12 protein-coding genes and 1 pseudogene are annotated in these 21,854 nt (G+C 71.5%); 4 read left to right on the top strand and 9 right to left on the bottom strand.

All coding sequences use genetic code 11. The features are described from left to right. Positions 1-48 precede the first annotated feature (48 nt). From JN535_RS00825 to JN535_RS00815, 3 genes are all read right to left on the bottom strand, one after another. Positions 49-441, bottom strand: a complete 393-nt coding sequence (locus tag JN535_RS00825) for a nuclear transport factor 2 family protein (RefSeq protein WP_205201104.1) — start codon at positions 439-441, stop codon at positions 49-51. 73 nt (positions 442-514) lie between these two features. Beyond that, positions 515-994: a hypothetical protein gene (locus JN535_RS00820; RefSeq protein WP_205201102.1), complete on the bottom strand. Its 480-nt coding sequence runs from the start codon at positions 992-994 to the stop codon at positions 515-517. Positions 995-1,162: 168 nt separating this feature from the next. Further along, positions 1,163-8,947, bottom strand: coding sequence for a DUF7507 domain-containing protein (locus tag JN535_RS00815; RefSeq protein WP_205201100.1), 7,785 nt, complete (start codon positions 8,945-8,947; stop codon positions 1,163-1,165). 194 nt (positions 8,948-9,141) lie between these two features. Here JN535_RS00815 and JN535_RS00810 point away from each other — a divergent pair, with 194 nt between their 5' ends. Together JN535_RS00810 and JN535_RS21370 are read left to right on the top strand one after the other, a co-directional pair. Beyond that, positions 9,142-10,794: a helix-turn-helix domain-containing protein gene (locus JN535_RS00810; protein WP_205201099.1), complete on the top strand. Its 1,653-nt coding sequence runs from the start codon at positions 9,142-9,144 to the stop codon at positions 10,792-10,794. Between the two features lie 549 nt (positions 10,795-11,343). Beyond that, positions 11,344-12,738 (top strand): annotated as a pseudogene (locus tag JN535_RS21370) (FUSC family protein); the annotation flags it as partial. Between the two features lie 556 nt (positions 12,739-13,294). Here JN535_RS21370 and JN535_RS20460 read toward each other — a convergent pair. Next, positions 13,295-13,906, bottom strand: a complete 612-nt coding sequence (locus JN535_RS20460; RefSeq protein WP_240200415.1) for a DUF308 domain-containing protein — start codon at positions 13,904-13,906, stop codon at positions 13,295-13,297. A gap of 311 nt (positions 13,907-14,217) precedes the next feature. Between JN535_RS20460 and JN535_RS21100 the strand changes: the two genes are divergently transcribed. Together JN535_RS21100 and JN535_RS00795 are read left to right on the top strand one after the other, a co-directional pair. Further along, entirely contained in the window at positions 14,218-14,775 is a 558-nt protein-coding gene (locus JN535_RS21100; protein WP_205201096.1) for an HdeD family acid-resistance protein, read from the top strand. Positions 14,776-14,786: 11 nt separating this feature from the next. Further along, positions 14,787-15,572, top strand: coding sequence for a tyrosine-protein phosphatase (locus tag JN535_RS00795; RefSeq protein ID WP_205201094.1), 786 nt, complete (start codon positions 14,787-14,789; stop codon positions 15,570-15,572). A 9-nt stretch (positions 15,573-15,581) separates the two neighbouring features. On the opposite strand, the gene JN535_RS00790 is transcribed toward JN535_RS00795, so the two are convergent. The 5 genes from JN535_RS00790 to JN535_RS00770 all read right to left on the bottom strand — a co-directional run bounded on the left by JN535_RS00790 (position 15,582) and on the right by JN535_RS00770 (position 21,695). Next, on the bottom strand, positions 15,582-17,282 hold the full coding sequence (locus JN535_RS00790) for a cation:proton antiporter (protein ID WP_307868029.1): 1,701 nt from the start codon (positions 17,280-17,282) through the stop codon (positions 15,582-15,584). A gap of 1 nt (position 17,283) precedes the next feature. After that, positions 17,284-17,967, bottom strand: coding sequence for a GAP family protein (locus JN535_RS00785; RefSeq protein ID WP_205201092.1), 684 nt, complete (start codon positions 17,965-17,967; stop codon positions 17,284-17,286). A gap of 51 nt (positions 17,968-18,018) precedes the next feature. Beyond that, positions 18,019-18,756 carry a hypothetical protein gene (locus tag JN535_RS00780; protein WP_205201090.1) on the bottom strand — a complete coding sequence of 246 codons (738 nt, stop codon included), beginning with the start codon at positions 18,754-18,756 and terminating at the stop codon, positions 18,019-18,021. 93 nt (positions 18,757-18,849) lie between these two features. Beyond that, on the bottom strand, positions 18,850-20,259 hold the full coding sequence (locus JN535_RS00775) for a glutamate decarboxylase (RefSeq protein ID WP_205201088.1): 1,410 nt from the start codon (positions 20,257-20,259) through the stop codon (positions 18,850-18,852). 215 nt (positions 20,260-20,474) lie between these two features. Continuing rightward, on the bottom strand, positions 20,475-21,695 hold the full coding sequence (locus JN535_RS00770; protein WP_205201087.1) for a metal-dependent hydrolase family protein: 1,221 nt from the start codon (positions 21,693-21,695) through the stop codon (positions 20,475-20,477). Positions 21,696-21,854: the final 159 nt, after the last annotated feature.

The following is a 21,854-nucleotide window of genomic DNA, read 5'->3' as shown; positions in this document are numbered from 1 at the left end:
AAGACCCCCTGCTCGGCACCGCCAGGACAGCGGTGCGCCGTCACTCGTCTACGTGCGCCAGAAGTAAGCCATCTCCTCGGCGTCGGCGGGGAAGAAGCGCAGCTCCGTCACCACCCCGTCGCGGACCGTGAAGACGTCGGCGAACTCCGCGGTCACCGGTTCGCCGTGCCGCGTCGCGTGGTCCACCGCGATCACCACGGCGCCGACCTCGTCGATCGCGACCCGGCGGACCTCGGCACGGGACGTGCCTGCGGTGATCTGCGCCATCCGGGCGAACGCCTCGAAGATCTCCGCCTTCCCGCGGTAGGTGCCGGAGATCTGCGTCGACCCGGGTATCACCATCACCGCGTCCGGATGGAACAACCGGTCGAGCACCGCACCGTCCGCGGCGTTGAACGCCTCGTACAGCTCGTCGAGGACCTCTGACGTGGTCCGTGCCATGACTCCCCCTGCGTGTCGTGTCGGAGAACTGGTATGTCGGGACCGCGCGCGGGCGCGCGCACCGTGCGCGTGCTCAGCCGTGGTCGATGCGGTCGGGCGAGACGTCACCGGCGTGAGTGACGGTGACGAGATGCAGCGCGCGCGTGGCATCGACGATCTGACCGACCTGGTCCTTCCGCGCGGCGGTCAGGGCGCACCACACGAGCTCGCGAGCCAACGCCTGCGACCCCGGAAGCAGATCGGCCTCGGACGCGGCACGCATGGCACGCAGCAGCCCCGCGAGGGCGACGTCGTCCGGCCGGAGCGGTTCCGACCCCGACTCCGAGGGCTGCAGGGCAGCGGTCGTGCGGACGTCGACCGCGAGGTCGAGCACGCGCCGGAGGCGGGGCGAGGTCCGTGGGGCGCGCAGCGCCCGGCCGCGCACACCGGGGTGGGGAAGAAGCTGGTCGTGGAGGTCCGCGAGCTCGTCCGGGGTGAGCACGGGTGGCAGGACGGTGTCGACGCGACGCGTCCCCCCACCTCCGGGCAGCGCCGGGTGCGAGCGGCGGGTCAAGCTCGCATAACCCCACATGGTGGGCAGAAGGACTCGATGGACAGATCCACGACGCATGAGCGTTCCTCCGTCGAAAGCTGGTCCTTCCGGCGGAGCCCCAGTGCTCCGCCGGGGTGGGACGGCCCCGCCCACGACGCGCGGTCGTGGACAGGGCCGTCCGGCACCTCGTCAGCCTGCGATGCGGCGCCGACGAGCGACCATCAGGGCGGCCAGGCCGAGGAGCAGCAGGAGCGCTGCTCCACCCGCGACCCAGGCGAGGGTCGCGCCGGTGGTCGCGAGCGACCCGCCCGGCTTCCCGGGCTTGCCGGGCTCGTCCGGGGTGGCGCACGCCTCCGCACTGTCGGTCAGCCCGTTGTGCCCGATGCCGGCGGTGTTGGCGAACCCGCCACGCCCGTCGCTGCCCGGCGCGGGGCAGGTGAACGTGGACTCGTTCACCGCGCCCGCGTCGAGGCTCGCGACGACCTGCACCTGGTAGGTGTGGGTCGCCCCCGCGGGCAGGCCCACGCCGGTCGCGACGACGTTGGCCGGGTCGCCCTCGGCGCCCTGACCGGTCCACGTGGACGACGCCGTCACGCCCTCGGGCGTCGCGGTCACCGTCGCGGTCTTGACCGTGATGCCCGCGCCGTAGCGCAGGCGGTCGGTCAGGTCGTAGACCCCAGCGGCCGCGCCGTCGTTCGTGGCCGTGATGGTGTAGCTCACCGTCCACGAGCCGTTCTCACCCTTCACCGGGTCACCCTGCATCGACTTGGTGATGTCGATCGAGGGCACCGGGGCGCAGTCCGTGTCGGTCTGCGTCCCACCCGTCTCGTCCGTCAGCGTGGCCGCGTTGTTCAGGCCCTGCTCCAGCGTGTTCGACCCCGCCGGAACCGTGCAGGCCGGGGAACCAGTCCCGTCCTCGCCCACGTCGTCGGACGCGAAGTGCAACGGCACGTCCGCGACCACCGTGACCCGGTAGACGTGCGGGGCGTACCCCTCGTCGTCCAGACCACCGATCGCGACGTCCGTCGCGATCCGCTGGTCGCCGTCACCGTCGAAGCCCTCGTTGACCAAGACTCCCTCGGGCCCGGTGACCGCCACGGAATCGACCGTGATGACCGGGGCGAAGAGCAGCTCGTCGTCCAGGTCATAGGTGGTCGCCTCGGTGCCGACGTTGCCGACGGTCAGGTCATAGACGACCTCCCACTTGCCGTCCCCGACCGGGTTCGCCGAGACCAGCGCCTTGTCGAGCGTGGGCTTGCCGGGACGCACGCACTCGTCGTCCGTGCCCTCGATCCCGTTCCACCCCACCTGGGCCACGTTGTTCAGACCACCGGCGACGGTCCCGCCGTCCGGCGTCGTGCACGCGTCGACGGCGGGGTCGACGACCACGTCGGTCAGGTCCACGGCGTACCGCACCGTGACCGTGTAGGTGTGCACGACCGGGGCCGTGGTGGCACCGTCGACCGGCTGGGCCGTCACGATCCGCGGGTCGTCGAGGCCGTCGAAGCCCTCGTTGATGCCCACGGACTCCGGAGCGTCGGTGACGACGCCCTGGATCCCGACGACCGTCACGCCCTCGCCCGGGGCCAGGGTGTCGTCCAGGTCGTAGACCCCGGCACCCGGACCACGGTTGGTCACCGTGACCTCGTAGACCACGTCGTACACGCCGTCCTCGCCCTCGACCGGCGTCACCGCGCCCGAGAGGGACTTGGTGATGTCGATCAGCGGCAGGGTCGCGCACACGTCGTCGTCCTGCGTCTCGCCGTTGTGCGTCAGCTCACCCGCGTTGGCCAGGCCACCGGCCTCGCCGGAGCCGGGCTCCGGGCACTGCAGCGTGTCCGGCGTGACGACCTCCGGGTCGAGCGAGACCGCGACCTGCACCTGGTAGGTGTGCGTCGCACCGGCCTCGAGCGTGACCGCCGTGGCGACCACGTTCTCCTGCGAGCCCGCCTCGCCCTGGCCGGTCCAGCCCGCGTTCGGCTCGACACCGTCCGGCGCCGTGGCCACCGTCGCCGACTCGACGACGATGCCGTCGCCGTACTGCAGTCGGTCGACCAGGTCGTAGTCCCCGGCAGCCTGGCCCGTGTTGGTGGCGACCAGGTCGTAGGTGATGGTCCACGTCCCGTCGCCGTTGGGCGTCGGGCCCGCCGAGATCGACTTGTCGAACTCGATCAGGGGCAGCGAGGCGCACACCTCGTCCTCGACCACGATCCCGTTGTGGTCCAGGCTCGTCGAGTTCGCCAGGCCACCGTTCTCACCGCTGCCCGGGGGCGGGCACTGCAGGTTCACCGGGTCGATCGTGGCCTCGTCCATCTGGACGGTGACCTCGACCTGGTACGTGTGCGTTCCCCCCGCGGCCAGCTCGATCCCCGAGGCCACGAGGTTCGCCGGGTCGGCGTCCTCGGCACCCAGGCCCGTCCAGTCGGGGTTCGTCTCCACCCCGTCCGGCGCGGTGATGATGCCCGCCTCGACGATCTCGATCCCGTCGCCGTAGTGCAGCCGGTCGAACACGTCGTACTCGCCCGCCGCGCCGCCGACGTTCTCGGCCACGACGTCGTAGACGATCGTCCACGTCCCGTCGCCGTTCGGCGTCGGGCCGGCAGAGATGGTCTTGTCGACCGTGATCGCCGAGATCGTCACGCACGCCTCGTCCGAGTCGGGGATGCCGTTGTGGTCGATCCCCGCGGAGTTCGACAGACCGCCGTCCTCGCCCGTCCCGGGCGCGGCGCAGTCCGAGACCGCCGGGGCGCCCTCGCTGCCCTCGGCGAGCGCGATGACGACCTGCACCTGGTACGTGTGCGACTCGCCCGCGGGCAGGTTCACGCCCGTGGCGATGACGTTCTCGGCCGCGCCCTCGGCGCCCAGACCGGTCCACGTCGCGGACGGGGTCACGCCGTCCGGCGCCGAGACGACCGCACCCGAGACGACGGTGATGTCGCCGTCGGCCGTCATGCGGTCCGTGACGTCGTACGTGCCGTCCGCCGCGCCGGAGTTCGTCGCGACGACGTCGTACGTCACCGTCCACGTCCCGTCACCGTTGGGCGTCGGCCCCGCCGAGACCGTCTTGGTGACGTCGATCAGCGGCAGGGTCGCGCACACGTCGTCGCCCTGCGTCTCACCGTTGTGCGTGAGCTCGGTGGAGTTGGCCAGCCCGCCGCTCTCGCCCGAGCCGGGCTCCGGGCACTGCAGCGTCTCGGGCGTCACGACCTCCCGGTCGAGCGAGACGACGACCTGCACCTGGTAGGTGTGCGCGGCGCCCGCCTCGAGCGTGACGCCCGAGGCGACCAGGTTGTCGGCTGAGCCGGTCGCTCCTTGACCGGTCCAGCCAGCCTCGGGCTCGACACCGTCGGGTGCCGAGGTGATGGCGGCCGACTCCACGACGATCCCCTCGCCGTACTGCAGTCGGTCGACCACGTCGTAGTCGCCCGCAGCCTGGCCCGTGTTGGTGGCGACCAGGTCGTACGTGATGGTCCACGTCCCGTCACCGTTCGGGGTCGGCCCGCCGGAGATCGACTTCTCGATGCCGATCAGGGGCAGCGACGCGCACACCCCGTCCTCGGCGACGATCCCGTTGTGGTCCAGGCTCGTGGAGTTCGCCAGGCCACCGTTCGCGCCCGACCCGGGCGGCGGGCACTGCAGGTCCACCGGGTCGATCGTGGCCTCGTCCATCTGGACGGTGACCTCGACCTGGTACGTGTGCGACGCGCCCGCGTCGAGCTCGACGCCGGAGGCGACGAGGTTCGCCGGGTCGGCGTCCTCCGCACCCAGGCCGGTCCAGTCCGCGTTCGTCTCGACCCCGTCCGGAGCCGTGGACACCGCCGCGTCGAGGATCTCGATGCCCTCGCCGTAGTGCAGGCGGTCGTACACGTCGTACTCGCCCGACTCGCCGCCGACGTTCTCGGCCACGATGTCGTAGACGATCGTCCACGTTCCGTCACCGTTCGGCGTCGGGCCGGCAGAGATCGACTTGTCGACGACGATGTACGCGATCGCCACGCACGCCTCGTCCGAGTCGGTCAGGTCGTTGTGCTCGACCCCGGCCGCGTTCGACAGGCCACCAGGAGAGGCGCCCGGCTCGGCCGAGCACGGCGTGATCACCGGCGCCCCCTCGACGCCCTCGGCGATCCCGAGCACGACGTCGACCTGGTACGTGTGCGTGCCACCCGCGGGCAGCGTCACGCCCGAGGCGATGACGTTCTCCGGCGCGCCCTCGTCGCCCTGGCCCGTCCACGACGCGTTCGGCGTCACCCCGTCGGGCGCGGTGACGGACCCGGCGACCACCGCGAGGTCGCCGTCCGCCGTCATCCGGTCCGTGACCTCGTACACGCCGTCCGCCGCGCCGGAGTTCGTCGCGACGACGTCGTACGTCACCGTCCACGTCCCGTCACCGTTGGGCGTCGGGCCCGCGGAGACCGTCTTGGTGATGTCGATCGACGGGATCGGCGCGCACGCCTGGTCCTCCTCGACCTCGCCCTCCGGTCCGGTCATCCCGGACGTGTTGTTGAACCCCTGGTTCGCGTCCGACCCCTCGGCCGGGCACGCCGTCGGCGCGTCCGGACCGGTGCCGGCACCGTCGAGCTGCAGCGGCACGTCCGCCAGGACCGTGACGCGGTAGACGTGCGGGGCGTACCCCTCGTCGTCGTTCCCGGCCAGCGGCACGTCCGACGCGATGGTCAGGTTCTCCTGGCCGTCCCACGCCGGGTCGGCGAGGACGACGCCGTCGGGCGCCTGCGTCACGGCGGCCGAGACGATGGTCGCCTGGTCCGTGAAGTGCAGCTCGTCCGTCAGGGAGTACGTCGTCGACGGGGTCTGCGTGTTCGACACGACGACCTCGTACACGACCTCCCACTGCCCGTCACCGACGGGGGTCGCCGAGACGATCTCCTTGGTGTGCGTCGGCGTGCCGACCACGACGAACCCGGCGGGGTCGCAGTTGATCGTCGGCTCGACGCCGGAGTCGGCCGGGACGTCCGCGTCCGCGCACGCCGTGTTGACGACCGAGTCCGCGACCGGCTCGGTGAGCACGATCTCGAACTCGTGGGTCTGGACCTCGCCCGGGGCGAGCGACTCGATCGTGAACGACCCGAGCTCGGGCTGCAGGTCGTCGGACACCACGACGTTCGTGAGCGTGCCCTGCCCGGTGTTCTCCACCGCGATCCGGTACCGGACCGTGTCACCGACACGGAACTGCGGGTAGTCCAGCGGGTCGTTGGCGTCGCGCCACTCGCCGTCCGCGTCCTGCACGTACTTCTTCAGCGACGCCGAGTAGTAGTTCGCGATCGCGGTCGAGGCCGACGTCCGCATCACCAGGCGCGTGTTCTCCGCGCGTCCCTGCGAGCGGTTCACGAGCACGTCGCCGCCGACCATGCCGTCGGTGACCACCGGGACGGCGATGGTGAGCTCGCCGCGGGCGGCCAGCGTCCCCGTGATGACGCGCACCGCGGTGGCGTCAGGGGTGTACGTGGTGGTCCACCCCACCGTGTTGCCCGCGACGTCGCCCGCCGCGCCGTTCGTGGCGTCGGCCGGGTCGTCGGTGAGCGTCGCCGGGTCGGCCGTCGTGTAGTAGACGGTCCCCCCGATCGAGGACGTCACCGGTCCGTCGAGCTGGTAGGAGCCCGAGAACGCGGTGCCGCGGCCGTCACCCACGTACGGGAGGATGTCGATGACGTCGACGAACTCCTGGGGCAGCGGGTCCTCCGAGCGCACCAGCACCGTCCACGAGCCCTCGCCCGCGCCGTCACCGGTGAGGTTGGGGATGAACGCCTGGTCGGCGGTCTTGATGATCTTCGTCAGGCCGGACTCGTTCACGACCACCGACGCGGTCGCAGTCTCGGACTGCACGCCCTCCGCCGACGCGGTGACGGTGTTGACCAGTCGCTCGCCCGCGTCGACGTCGTCGGCGTACGCCACGTCGTAGGTCAACGTCTGCACCGCGTTCGTCGGCACCCCGTCCAGCGTCCAGGTCAGCACCTGCTTCCCGGCGCCGTTCGTCGTGACCACCGGCTCCGGCGAAGCAGACCCGGCGAGGTAGGTCGCACCGAGCGGCAGCGTGTCCACCAGCTGGTAGCCGTCCACCGTGGGGGCGACCGACCCGGTCCCGTTCGCGGAGTAGCTGAGCGTGTACGTCGCCTGCCCGCCCGGGTCGACCGTCGTCGGCAGCACCGACTTCGACACGTCCGGCGTGACCCCGATGATCCGCACGATGTCGCGTCCGGCCTGCGCGAAGGGGTAGCGCGCGTCCGGTGTCAGCGTCGCACTCTGGCCGGCGTCGGCCGGGGACATCGACCGTGCCGCGTTCACCCACGTGTTCGTGGCGGACCCCGGGTTGATGTACGACCCCCAGGTCCACACGTCCTGGCCGACCTGGGCGCTGGGCAGGAGCCGCTGCGTCGCCTGCAGGACGATCTCGCGCTGCCACCGTGCCGCGGTCATCGTGTACGTGGCCCGGACCGCCTTCACCGTCGACAGGTCGGCCGGAGCCGTCGTGGTCCACCCCGTCGTCCCGTCGCACGTGAAGGCGTTCGGGTCGTAGGAGCCGCTCGTCGGGTTCACGAGCGCCGAGTTGCCGGTGTAGTACGCCACGGGCAGACCGGCGGGCTCGCCCGTCGTTCCGTTGTCGAACCGGGTGAGCGCGCCCGTGAACTCGACGTAGCGCGTGTCCAGCACCAGGCAGAGACCACCCTGGGTGGAGGCCTGGTTCTGGACGTTCGGGTAGATCACCCGCACGCCCGCGCCGAGCTCCGTCTCGGGGGCGACCCTGTAGGTGTCGGCCCACACGTTCGAGCTCTGACCCGTGTACGCGGGTTGCCACGCGTGCGACCAGGTGCCGCTCACCCAGTTCTTCGTCGAGGTGTTGTTCGCCGGGTCGTCACCGACGGTCTGCCCGTCCACCGCGGTGTAGGTCGGCGCGTTCGACGTCACCGAGACGTTGCCCGAGCCCGCCGTCGTGACCAGCCGTAGCTGGATCTGCCCCGAGGCGACCGCGACGCGGTCCGTCGGCAGCCGGTCACCCTTGGAGTCCATGGTCGGGGCCTGAGCGTGGCTGTAGTCGATCCCGGACAGGGTCAGCGTGTACGACGTCGAGCTGTTGCGCGTCAGCGTGCACGAGCCGACGAACGGTGCGGTCTGGCTCGCGTCGTGCGTGCCGCCCGACCAGGGGTGGCCGCTGGCCGTGCCGCTCTGGAACGCCGTGCACAGGTTCGGGCCGAGCTGCGTGGTCGCGCCCACGCTGTTGGCGACGGTGAGGTTGTAGGTCACGGTGGCGGGCCCGGCGGGGCTGTTCGCGCCGTGGAACAGCGTCCAGTTGAACGTGAAGTCGCGAGAGCTGCCGTTGTTCGCGCTCCCAGCCGTGCTCTCCACCCAGTGGATGTCCTGCAGGTACGCGTTCTGCACGGGGATCTCGGGCAGCGAGGCCTGCTGGTCGGCGATCGTCGCGCCGGCGCTCACAGGCTCGCCCGTCACGGCCGTCACGCGCATCGGCGTGGACAGCGAGTACGCGGTGCCCTCGTCCTGGGTCCCGACGTTGCACACGAGCACCGTGCCGTCCTCGGAGATGCTCGACGCCGGGTCCACGCCGTCGGTGAGGCACGCCGGGGGGAGCGCGTCGAACACGGCGCCCTGGGCCGTCACGGTGATGGTGACGTTCTCCACGGGGGCGTTGCCCGGGGCGGCGGCGTCGTCGTTGAGGTTGAACCACCACGTCGCGGAGACGGCGTCGCCCGTCTGCAGGACCTCCGGCGTCGACTCGGCCCAGCCGGCCTCGATCTCGTAGACCGTCGCCGCCGTCGCCGGGACCGCCGCAGCGGTCAGACCGGCCCCGGCCGTGACCAGCGCGAGCGCCGCACCGAGGAACCGGCGTGCGCGTGACCCGCGCCGCGTCGCGGTGCGCGCGTGACGGGCGGGTCGTGCCGCCGTCGACCTGGTGCGCGGCGATGCGGCGCCGTTGCCGCCGTCGCCTCGAGCGAAACCGTGCATGGGGTGTCCCCTTCGTCGTGCGCACGCGCCCCTCGCGTGCACGCTGAACACCCACATAGGACCCCGGTCACCACCGCGCGTGACGCGAAAGTCGGCGAAAATCATCACCGGCATCATCAGTTCTGTGAAATCTTCACCCGCCCTCGATCGCCGCTGCGCTTGCGAGGAACGGACACTCCGCCAAGATTGCCCGTATGGCCCGGCCGCGAGACTCTCCCACCCGGAAGGAGATCCTGCAGGCGCTGCATGCCGTCGACGTCGACGAGATCGAGCTCCTGTTCGACGAGCTCTGGTACGACCTGCCCGACCGGTTCGCACCCGAGGTGCTCGCAGCCCTCGTAGGGCTTCCTCCCGTGGTGGTCGAGCAGCGACCCCGCCTGACCGACCTCGCCCTCCTCGCGCACCGTCGCGCCACGTACGACGTCGACGACGGGTCGGGCCTGGCACGGATGCTCGAGCTCGCCACCCGGGCCGGTCTGCGGTACGGCAACCGGCTCGGCACCTTCAGCCGGATGCCGGACCTCGTCGCGGCCGGGACGGCGAGCGTCATGGCACACCGGTACCGCCGGAGCTACGACGTGTCGGAACGCCTCGGCGCCTGGGTCGACGCCCGTGTCGTCCAGTCCTCACCGCGGTCCGTCCTGCCGTGGGGCGCGACGGAGACCCGGTTCCGGCCGGGCTGGCTGAGCCTCCAGCGCGGGATCACCGCGATGCTCGGAGGCGCGGTCGACCCGGCGGTGAAGCTGTTCGACCGCGCCCGCACGGAGGCGGGGGACGAGCCGCACGCGCACTACGCCGGGCTGCTCGCCGCCGCCCACCTCGCGCTGTTGAGCGCGTTCCACGGGCACTTCGAGCTCGCTCGGGACTGGCTCCGCGGGAGCTCGAGCTCCGTGCCTGTCCCCGCCTGGATCGGTGGCTCCGACGCCGGCGTGGGCGCCGTCGTCCGGGCCCAGATCGCTGTCGAGGAGGGCGATCCGGAGTCGGCCCTCGGGTGGTTGAGGGCCGTCCGACGGAGCTCCGACCTCGTCGAGCTCTGGCCCTTCCTCGCCTTCACCCGCGCCGCCTTCCAGGCGCACTACGGCGACCCGGTCCGCGGCCTGCGCGAGCTGGACGAGGCCCGTCTCGCGCACGGGACCGTCGACGCCGACCCCGCGACCCTGACCGGGAGGCTCCTGCTGCGGGCCGAGGCGAAGCTCCTGCTCCGCACCGGTGGCGGCGTCGGCCGTGTGCTGCGGTTCGCCCACGACCACGACGACGTGCCGTGGCTCGCCGCTTCCCACGCCTGGGCGCACCTGACGGTCGGCGAGCACCACGAGGCGGTCCGCCTCGCCTCCAGCTCGCTGCAGGGATCGGCCCGTTCGAGCGCCGAGGTGATCGACCTGCACGTCGTCCTCGCCGTCGCCCATCTGCGTTCCGGCCGCGAGGACCGCGCGCGGACGTGGTTCCAGAGCGCGGTCCGCCTGCGTGCCTCCCCACGGCACATCGCGCCGTTCCTGTCGATGCACCGGGACGAGCTCGAGACCCTGACGCGGCTCGCGGGAGTGCCGAGCCTCCTGCGGGGCGGGGCCGTGGAGATCGGCCACAACCCTCCAGCGCCCGTCGCGTCCGTGCGGCTGTCGCCCCGGGAACGCGAGGTGCTCCAGGCCCTGGGCGAGGGCCACACGGCGGAGAGCGCTGCCAAGAAGTCCGGGGTCGCCATCACGACCGTCCGCACCCAGATCCGCAAGATCTACGAGAAGCTCGGTGCCGCGAACCGCAGGGAGGCGCTCGCGACGGCACAGGAGCTCGGGCTGCTGGACGCGAACCGCGCACCCGGGCTGCGTCGCGCACGGGTGAGGAACGGGTGACGTCCCGTGTGCACGCTCGGGTGAACTTCGCTCGTGGTCGCACGCCTGAAAATGCCTGGTGCTACCGTCCGAGAAGCGCGATGCATTTCGAGGGCGCGGCACGAGGAATCGTCAAGGCCACCGACCGAGGTGGTCGCCCCGAGCGCCGCACCGGTGCAGGTTTGAGACTCGGCAGGCCTTTTTCCTGGCGACGGGAACGCGCCGCGCGACGACTTTCCCGGCCACGGGAATCCGCACCCAGGAGGACTGCGCCATGTGCACACGAGTCGTCCGGCCCGACGCCGACGGTTCGGTCGTCGTGGTCCGGGACATGGGCTTCCACCGGGACCTGATGGCAGCGCGGGCCGGGACGACGGTCCCGTAGGCCCCGTCGTGGCCGCCTCACGACGTCCCGACGGGCCGCCCCGCGTCGCGCAGACCCTGACCGCACGCGATCCCGGACGGACGCGCCTGACGTCCGCGACGGTCGTGTCGGCGGGAGTGCTGTGCAGCGCGGTCCTCGCGCTGGAGGTCGTGCGGCGCCTCCAGGCCGACCCGGGCTACCTCGCCATGGCGGTGTTCCTGTCGGTCCAGGCGGGCAACGTCGTCCAGGACCGCACACCTCGCGCCCGTGCCGGCACGGCGCTTCTCCTGGTCCCCACGGTCGCCACGGCGATCGCCGTCGCCACGCTGCTGTCCGCGTACCGGCCCGCACTGCTCGCGGTCTTCGTCGCGCTGACCGGCGCCGCGACGTGGGTCCGCAGGTACGGGCCCCGCGCGGCAGCGATCGGCATGCTCGCGTTCATGGGCTACCTCTTCACCCTGTTCATGCGGCCCACCGCCGGGGAGCTGCCGGCCTACTGCCTGATCGCGGTCGGTGCCGTCGCGACCCAGGCCGCCGCGCGCGCCCTCCTCCGGCTCGAGCACCCTCGCCGCACGCTGCTCGCGCTCCTCGCCGAGCTGCGCATCGCGTCGGCCGCCGCGCTCCGCTCCGCGTCCCACCCGGTACGCGCCGGCACTCTCCGCACCCGGCTCGCCCGGATCGACGCGGTCGGCCGCGCCCTCACGTCGTGGCAGCAGGACTACTCCACGTCCCGCCACGTCGGCTGCAGCGAGCGGTCGCTCGCCCGGCTCGTGCTCGACGCCCGGGTCTGCACCGAGGAGACGTGCGACGAGCTGGTCCGTGCCGCCGACCGCGGAGCGCGGAGCGCGGAGCCTGCCGACCGCACCGCGCTCGCGCACCTGGAGGCCGTGCTCGGCCCGTACCCTTCGGGCGACCGCATCGAGTCCGCGACGGCGTGGGCGACCCGGACGCTGTCGTCGCGAGAGCGACCCGCCGGGGACGGCGTCCTCGAGTACCTCGTCGCACGGAGCACGCTCGCGCACGCCCGACTGCGCCGGACCGAGCAGACGCACGGCACCCCGGCGCTCCCGGACGATGCTCCGGTCTCGTCGTCCGCCCACGCGCGGACCGGCGTCGGGGCTGCCGCGCCGCCGCGTCCCGCGCGGCCCTCACTCCGTCGGCGCTGGACCCCGTGGCGACAGTGGGCGCCGACGAGCCGGCTCGCGGTGCAGGCGATGATCGCGGCGGCGGCGGCCGCCGCCGTCGGCGAGGCCATCTCCGCGAGCCGCTGGTACTGGGCCGTGATGAGCGCGTTCGTCATCTTCGCCGGGACGACCACGCGGGGCGGCGTCCTCACCCGTGCCTACCGGCGGGTCGCGGGGACGGCGGGCGGCATCGTCGTCGGGGTCGGCGCCGTGCTCGTGGCCCACCAGCACACGAGCCTGCTCGTCGGGATCAGCGTCGCCGCCGTGTTCGGCATGCTCTACCTCGGGCCGGTCAGCTACGTCTACACGTCGTTCTTCATGACGGTCGTCGTGGTCGCGATCTATGCCATGCTCGGCGTCCTCCGCCACGACGTCCTCGAGCTCCGCCTCGAGGAGACCCTGGCGGGGGCGGTCATCGGCGTCCTGTGCGCTTACCTGATCCTCTCGGCGAGCTCGCACCCCGCTCTGGCGGTGAAGGTGAGCGCCTACTTCCAGGCGCTGGACGGGCTCCTCCAGGTCGCGGACCGCACGTTCGGCGGGCACGGCGACGGTGAGGAGGCCCTCGCGGCGCTGCACGATCTCGAGGCTGCACGGGACGACGTCGACCAGACCCTCGAGGCGATGTCGACCGCGCTGCTCGGCCGACACGTGACCGAGGTGTCCGCCGTCCACCTCATGTACGTCGCGACCCGCGCGTGCGGCATCCTCGCGCAGGCGGTGATGGCGCGCGGAGCTCAGGGGGTCGGGCGCCACGGGGACGGCGACCTCGTCGTGCAGGACGCGATCGCCGTCGTCCGAAGGGCTGCGGATGCCACCCGGGGCCAGCTCGACCAGGCGCGGGACGGCACGTCCACGCTGCCCGCGTCGGTCATCTCCCGGGTCCACCGGTTGCCGTCGGACGCGAGCGGGTCCCAGACGTCGGCGCTCTTCGCCCTGGGCAGGGTCGAGTGGGCCCTGCGGCGCCTCGCGGAGATCAGGACGCGGCCGCCCGCGGGGACGGGCCCGTCCCCGCGGCCCGAAGGATCTGGATCACGCCGAGGACCACGAGGGAGACGCCGAGCACCCACCACAGCGCCGCGACACCCCACATCGGAGCCAGCAGGAGCACGACGCCGGCGAGAGCGCTGACGCCCGCGAACGTGAGCGTCCAGGCTGCCGGACGCCGGGAACCGGGCACCGCCGCCTCGGAGCGCATCGTCATGACGGCGACGACGCCCTCGACGATCCACAGGGCGCCGACGAGCACGCCCGCGAGGTCGGCGAGCCAGACCGTGGCACGGCCCAGGTGGGTGAGGGCGACGACGCCCACGACGACGCCGAGCGCTCCCAGCAACCCGAAACCGACGCGTGCGCCTCGCGCGCGCGAGCGCGAGGACGCGAACGACAGGTGGACGACGCCCACGACGAGCGCATAGACGGCCACGATCGCGGCCGCCACCTGTGCGGTCCTCGTCGGCCAGGCCAGGACGAGCATCCCGAGGACGAGGGCCACCACGCCGCTCCACCGGTAGACCGTCCGCAGACGGTTCCGGACGGAGCCCGGCTCGTCGTTCTCCGGGATGGTGCGTGGGCTCGGTGTCGACATGCCGCCTGACCTCTCGTCGCAGGACGACGTCCGATCCACCGATCGGCGGAGACATTTCGTGCGCCGACGAAAATCCCGTGCCGCACGGATGCGCGGCGACGTCCGGGCGAGCATATCTTTCCCGCCTCCCCTGCGCATTCAATGGAAAACCGGGTGACCGCCGGGGTGAGCGCCGGGGTGATATTCAATGAATTCCCAGCGGGATCGCGGCGCATTGGACATCATCGGTCTGAAAGGCGTGGCAATGCCCGACGCGGCCGGCACGGTCGTCGGCGAGCGGCCGTGCGACCGACTGCACGAGAGGGACGTCTGTGAGCACGAATTCCGGAACGATCCGCACGGTCAACGGCATCCGCACCGCCGTCGGCGTGAGCGGGCTCGTCAGCGCGATCCTCGGCGTCCTCATCCTCGTGTGGCCGGGACGCACCGCCATGGTCGTCACCGCGATCATCGCGGCCTACGCGATCATCGCGGGCCTCGTCCACCTCGGGCTCGGGCTCTTCAGCGGCGGTCGGGGCGGGTGGGCGCGCGTGGGCCGGATCCTTCTCGGGGTCGTGTTCATCGTCGCGGGCGTCCTGGCGTTCCTGAACCTCGGCCAGACCACCACCTTCCTCGCGCTGTTCCTCGGGATCCTCGTCGGGATCCTGTGGATCGTCGAGGGCATCGTGGACCTGACCTCGCTCCGTGACGCCGCATCGAAGACGATCTCGATCCTGTTCGCGATCCTGTCGATCGTCGCGGGCGTCGTCCTGCTCTTCACGCCGCTCTGGGGGGTCACCGTGCTGTGGTGGCTCCTCGGGCTGTCCCTCATCGTCCTCGGCCTCGTCAACATCGTGCGCGGCTTCCGCTACGGAACCGTCCGGGCATGAGGAGCCGCACCATGACCACGCTCGACGGCCTCTACAACTTTCGCGACACCGGCGGGCTCCCGCTCCGGGGCGGCGGCTACAGCCGCCCGGGGGTGCTCTACCGGTCCGAGGCGCTGAGAAGCCTCACCGACCAGGGAGTCGCCCAGCTCGCCACGACGGAGATCGGTGTGGTCGCCGACCTCCGCACGCCCGCCGAACGCGAGGCCGCGCCCGACCGGCTCCCGAGCACGAGGCCGTTCGACACGGTCCGGCTGGCGATCGCCCAGGGGGCCATCGGCGAGCAGGTCGGCGCCCTGGTGGACCCGGCCGGTGCGACGTCGTCCGAGACCCTCCGTGCGGGCGTCGAGGCGCTGCCGGCGCTGGGCGACCTCTACGTCTGGATGCTGCAGCGGTCCGCCACCGCGTTCGCGGAGGTCGCGCGCATCATCGCGGCCTCGCACGACGGCGCTCCGACGGCCGTGGTCGTCCACTGCACCGCGGGCAAGGACAGGACCGGCGTGGCCGTCGCGCTCCTCCTCGACGCCGTGGGGGTCGAGCGCAGCGCGACCGTCGACGACTACGCGCAGTCCCAGCGCAACCTCGCCGGCCCGTGGGCGGACGGCATGATCCACATGATCCAGTCGCTCGGCATCACCGTCACGCCGCAGCTGCGGACGCTGGCCACCGAGACGCCCCCGTCCGCGATCCAGCAGGCGCTCGCGTGGGTCGACGCCAGCGGCGGGAGCGCGGAGTACCTGATGTCGGGCGGCCTCACGCCGCGCGAGCTGAGCACCGTCCGGCGACGCCTCGCCGGGTGAGCTTCCGCGTCACCCGCCGCCCGCGAGGTGCAGACGCAGCGTGATCTCGTACGCGTCGAGCTCGTCGAAGACGTACTGCGCGGCACCGCTGTCGTACTGACCGGAGGACGTGAGACGGCGCAACCGCTCCCTCATGATGCCGACCAGCGCGAGCTCGAACCGGAGAGCGTCTGGACCGGCGTCCTGCCGGGCACGTCCCACCTCGAAGAACCAGGGCCGCGACGTCTCGTAGAGCTCCGGCGGGAACGCCGTCGCGTCGGGACGCGCCACCGTGCGGCGAGCGACGGCCCGCTCGGCCGTCTCGTGCAGGTCCGCATGGATGAGGCGCACGTCCTCGGGCGTGGCGCTGTCCGTGGTCGGGCCGCTGAGCCGGCGGACGAGCGCCGGGAGCGTGAGTCCCTGCAGCATCAGGCTCCCGGCCGCCACGACGAAGGCGATGAAGACCAGGAGGTCGCGCGCCGGGGTCTGCTCCGGCAGCGTCTGGGCCGCGGCGAGGGTCACCACGCCTCGCATGCCTGCCCAGACGACGATGGTGCTGTCCTTCCACGTCAGCGGGGCGGCCTCGTAGTAGTCGATGTCGTTGCGCAGCCGGCGGATGGACTCCGGCGCGCTCACGCTCCCCCGCTCGCCGAGGACCCCCCGTGCGCGGGGACGCTCCTCGCCGTCGCGCAACGCCCTCTCACGGGCGGCGAGACGCCTGTCGACCGACCTGCGGACCCGACCGTTGTGCAGCCCGAGCATCGGGAACACGTAGGCGGCACGGATGCCGGTCAGGATGACGAGCGCGACCGGCGCGATCCACAGTGCGGCCATCAGGTCCGCCCCGTCGGCGTCGCCGTGGGAGACGATCCCGTAGAGCTCGAGGCCCATCGCGAGGAAGACCGCGCCCTCGAGGACGAACTCGACCGTCCGCCAGTTGAGCTTGTCGGAGATCCGCTGCTCCGGAGTGAGCCACCGCGTCGCGCCGCGACCGCAGACGATACCGGCGGCGACGGCGGCGACGACTCCCGAGCCCCCCAGCGCCTCGGTCGGGAGATAGGCCAGGTAGGGCACCGTCAGTCCCAGCGCGGTGTTGGCGGTCGCGCTCCGCGTCCAGGACCGCACCCGCAGCGCGATCGCGCCGACCCCGCCCCCGACGACGACTGCCGACGTCACCGCCCAGGCGAACGAGCCGGCCGTGCCGAGCACCGAGAAGCCCACCGCGGCCGCGGCGATCGCCGTCCGCAGGGTCACGAGGGCCGTGGCGTCGTTGAGCAGGCTCTCCCCCTCCAGCACCGCGAGCACGCGGCGCGGCGCCCCCTGCTCCTTGACGATCGAGGTGGCGACCGCGTCCGTCGGGCTGAGGATCGCACCGAGGGCGATACCGAGGCCGAGTCCCAGGCCGGGTACTGCCCATGCGAAGAACACGCCCAGCACGAGCGCGCTGACGATCACGAGGACGACGGCGAGGCCGCCGATCGCGGTCGAGTCCCGGCGAAACTCGATCCGGGGCGCAGCGACGGCGGCGGAGTACAGGAGCGGGGGCAGCACCCCGACGAGGATCAGGTTCGGCTCGACCGAGATCGGCGGGATCGCGGGCACGTAGCTGACCGCGACGCCGATGCCCACCAGGAGCAGGGGGCCGGCGACGCCCACCTTCCGGGCGAGCACGGTGACGACGACGACGAGGACGACCGCCGAGATGACGACCAGCAGCATCTCGGTCGACACGTCACGCCCCTCCCGCGGTCGTCAGGTCGGAGACGCCGGAGCCGATGAGCTTGGCCCCCAGGATCACGAACAGCACCGTCATGATCACCGCGTGGTTCGCGACGAGCCAGTCCCGTGGCCCGGCGAGCTTCTTCTCGACCTGGCCGGGGGCCACGACGCTGAGCACCCAGGGGATCGCCACCGCCGTGATGCCGAGGAGCCCGAAGACGAGGATCACGGCGACGACCTCGGCCACGGCGAGCGAGGCCTGCGAGATCCGTCCTCCGGCGGCGACGAGCAGCGGCAGGTCCTTGGGCGAGAGCGGACCGGAGATGAGCACGCCGATGAGGAAGGCCTTCATCAGCGTGAGCTGGTCGATGCTCTCCATCCACCTCGGCGTCTGGGTCGACGACCGCTTCCGCCACTGCACGACCGCGAGCGCCACGAGCACCAGCCCGAGCGCGATCTCGAGGGCGTCGACGGTGTAGTGCGGTTCGGAGCCCGCCTCGTCGGTCCCGCTCGACCGGCCCAGGAGCACGAGCAGACCGATGAACACGATCGCGAACGTGTAGCAGCCGAGCACGAACGCGGTGCCGTTGGTGCGCCCCTTGCCGGACGTGGCCATGAGGATCACGGCGACGATCGCGAGCGGGCTGATCGCCACGGCGACGCCGATCGTCAGCAGGTCTGCGAGAACTGTGAGCACGTGCCCGTCCCAGGGTCGGTCGAGAGGTGTGGGTCGCGCCGGTCTCCCGGCTCAGTCGCCGTCCGCCGGCCCCGTGCCGGGGCTCCCGTCGCGCCCGGCGTCGGCAGGGGCCGCCTGGGTCGCGCGCCGGCGGCTCCACCACGGCAGGACGACCAACGACGCGACGAAGAAGCAGAGCGCGCCCACGAAGGTCCCGCCGTTCGCGAGCGAGCTGCTGATCGCCGACCCGTCCGGGAGGACGAACGCCCCGACGGCGGAGACCGCGAAGGCGACGCACCCGACGAAGTTGACGACCACCGACCACCATCCGATCCGCCGGGGGTCCCACAACGTCCCGCTCACCCGTGCGTAGGCGACGAACGCGAGGTTGGCGCTCACGAGGAACGCCAGGGACCCGGCCGCGTCCGGGTTCCACACGTACTCGGTCTCGGCGTGGCGCGTCCTCGCGTACAGCGCGGCGGTCGTGCTGACGTTGAACATGATCGTGCCGAAGGACTGGGTCGACGCGGTCAGCCACTCGGCCCGCACCATGCGCCCGGGCGCGTAGCTCACCGGGACGCTCACCGCCCCGCTGAGGAGGAGCTGGGCGAGCCCGGCCGCGGTGAAGAAGATCGCCCCGACGAAGTAGAGGAGGTTCGCGACGGAGGACCCCGCCCACGACCCGAACCCCGGTGCCGAGCCGATCGCGAACAACGACGAACCGATCATGAACCCCCAGCACTGCTTCGTCAGGGTGGGGACCAGGAACGGCCGTGGCCGGACGGACGCGGTCATGACCGCTTCGCTCATGGCGGCGGCTCCCCTCGGTGGGCCGGCGGGACGGGTGGACGGGACGGCCGCGGGGCGAGGGCGGCGAGACCGCCCTCGCCCCGCGGTGCCGGCTCAGTGGTGGAAGTGCGACCCGCTCGAGGCCTCCCGCGGGAGCGGCGCGTCGAGCGCGTCGAGGAACTGGACCTCGCCCTTGATGTCGGCCAGGAGCGCCGAGGCCAGGTCACGGCTGAGCCCGACCTTGACGACGATGCGCTGCAGGACGACGTCGGCCATGTCGTCCGCCATCGGGTACGCCGGGACGAGCCAGCCCTTCATCCGGAGCCGGTCGGCAAGGTCGTACAGGGTCCACTTGTCCGTGTAACCGTCCTTGAGCACCCAGGCGAACACCGGGATGGTGTCGCCCTTGCTCACGAGCTCGAACGGTCCGATGTCGGCGATCCCGCTCGAGAGATAGGTGGCGACGTCGATCGAGTTCTGCTGGACCTCGCGGTAACCCTCCCGACCGAGGCGCAGGAACTGGTAGTACTGCAGCAGGACCTGTGCGCCCGGCCGGGAGAAGTTCAGCGCGAGGGTCGGCATGTCGCCGCCGAGGTAGCTGACGTGGAAGATCATGCTCTCGGGAAGCACCGCCGTGCTGCGCCAGACCACCCATCCGACTCCGGGGTACACGAGGCCGTACTTGTGGCCCGACGTGCTGATCGAGTTCACGCGGTCGATCTGGAAGTCCCAGACGAGGTCCGGCTGGCAGAACGGCGCCACCATCGCACCGGAGGCCCCGTCGACGTGGATCTTGACGTCGAGCCCGGTCTTCGCCTCGATCTCGTCGAGCTTCTTCGCGATCGTCTCGACCGGGTCGTAGAGCCCGGTGAAGGTCTGGCCCAGGATGGCGACCACGCCGATCGTGTTCTCGTCCACGTAGTCCTCGAGGTCGTAACCGTCGAGCACCAGGTGGTCGGGCGTGACGGGCACGTACCGGGGTTCGACGTCCCAGTAGTTGCAGAACTTCTCCCAGACGACCTGCACCGCGGCGGACATGATGAGGTTCGGCCGCTCGGTCGACTTCCCTTCGGCCCTGCGCTTCTCCTGCCAGAGACGCTTGAGCGCCAGCCCGCCGAGCATGCAGGCCTCGGAGGAGCCGATCGCGGAGGTCCCGATGGTGTCGGCGGGGTCGGGCACGTGCCAGAGATCGGCGAGGATCCGCCAGCAGCGGTCCTCGATCGCTGCCGTCGCCGGGTACTCGTCCTTGTCGATCATGTTCTTGTCGGCCGACTCGCTGTAGAGCTTGAGCGCGTAGTCGTCCATCCACGTGGACACGAACGTCGCCAGGTTCAGGCGGGAGTTCCCGTCGAGGATCGCCTCGTCGTGCACGATCTGGTACGCCGTCTCCGGAAGGCTCGGGCCCCCGGGCATCGTGAACTTGTCGAACTCCGTCGCCTCTCCGGGCCGCACGAAGACCGGGTTGACGCTCAGCGTGGGGTCGACGTTCGTCGTCTGGCGGGCCTTCGTGGTGTTGACGGTCATGCTGTCCTCCTGATGCTCGGTGGGTGGTCGGTCGTGGGTGGACGGTCGCGGCGTGCCGTCCCGGTGGAGGCCGTCATGGCGACGCCGGCGAGCGTCGCCCGGACGAAGGCGTCTCGAACGTGCTCGCCCGGTGCGTTCCCGCCGCATTCCCCACGGCCCCGACGTCCGCTCTGGTTTCGGTCACCCCGATTTCTCCGAGGTCACCTCCGACGCGGTCAAAGCGTGTTCTTGACGACCTTTCCCCCCTTGACGATGAGCTTGAAGTTCGCGTCGGGGTCGGCGATCACGGAAAGATCGGCGAGCGGGTCACCGTCGACCAGCACGAGGTCGGCCCACGCCCCCTCGGCAATGACGCCCAGCTTTCCGGCACGGTACGTGTTCCGTTCCCCCGCGAGCTCGAACAGCTCCGCGTTCCCGGACGTCAGCATCCTCAGCGCCTCGACGTTGCTGTAGAACTCGCTCATGCGCGCCGCCATGACGCTCTGCCGGGACGCCGACTGCGGCTCCAGGAGAAGATCGGTCCCCCACGCGGTCTTGACGCCGTACTTCTTCGCCCACTCGTACACCTGCTCCGTCCCCGTGCAGATCTGCGCGTTCTTCGCGGCGCGCGCCGGGTCGGGGTAGTGGTGGTCCGGCTCAGCGAACGGCTGCATCGAGAGCCACGTCCCGGTCTCTCCCACGAGGCGGATCGTGGCCTCGTCGGCCAGGTGACCGTGCTCGATGGAACGGACGCCGGCGTCGATCGCACGCCGGATGCCGTCGACGGTGTACACGTGCGTGGCGACGTAGGTCCCGTAGTCGGACGCCGCCTGCACGGCGGCGCGGATCTCTTCCGGGGTGTACTGCAGCGTGCTCAGCGGGTCGTACATCGAGGCCGCTCCGCCGCCGAGGGTGAGCTTGATCTGGCTCGCTCCCTGCCGCAGCTGCTCGCGCACCGCGGCGAGGACATGGGGCACGCCGTTGGCGACGCGCGTGAAGTGGAGATCGTCGGTGCGGCTCGGTCGACCGCCGAACTCCTGGGGCACGTCGTAGACGAACGCGAAGTCCGCGTGCCCCGACGTCTGGGAGATCATCGCCTGGCTCGGGAAGATGCGCGGGCCCTCGAAGACGCCACGGTCGATGAGCGCCTTCACCGGCGCCGTGTCACCCCCCATGTCGCGCACCGTCGTGAACCCGCGCAGGAGCATGCGCCGCGCCTCCGCGATGGTGTTGCCGTACAACGTCCCGGTCGGCCCTTGGACGAAATCCATCATGGTGTTGGCGTTGCCCATCAAATGCGCGTGCGCGTCGCTCATGCCGGGCATGAGGAACTTCCCCGCGCCGTCGATCTCGATGACGCCGTCGGTCTCGTGGCCCCCGACGGGTGACGACGAGACGGCGACGACGTGCTGGCCCTCGACCAGTACGTCCGCATTGTCGAGCGTCTTTTCGCTCACGCCGTCGAAAACTCGGACATTCCGAATAATCATTCGCTGGGTTGCCGTCGTGGATGCGCTCATGCGGCGATGCTAACCAGCACTACTTGCACACCGGACGTCGAGTCCGCAATTTCCCCCTCCCCCTCATACGGTGCGCCACCCGGCCTTTCACCCGCG

It is taken from the genome of Cellulosimicrobium cellulans (genome assembly GCF_016921195.1).
GTDB classification, from domain to species: domain Bacteria; phylum Actinomycetota; class Actinomycetes; order Actinomycetales; family Cellulomonadaceae; genus Cellulosimicrobium; species Cellulosimicrobium cellulans_F.
The sequence above is the reverse complement of the archived record's forward strand: the minus strand, read 5'-3'. Positions and strand labels throughout refer to the sequence as shown.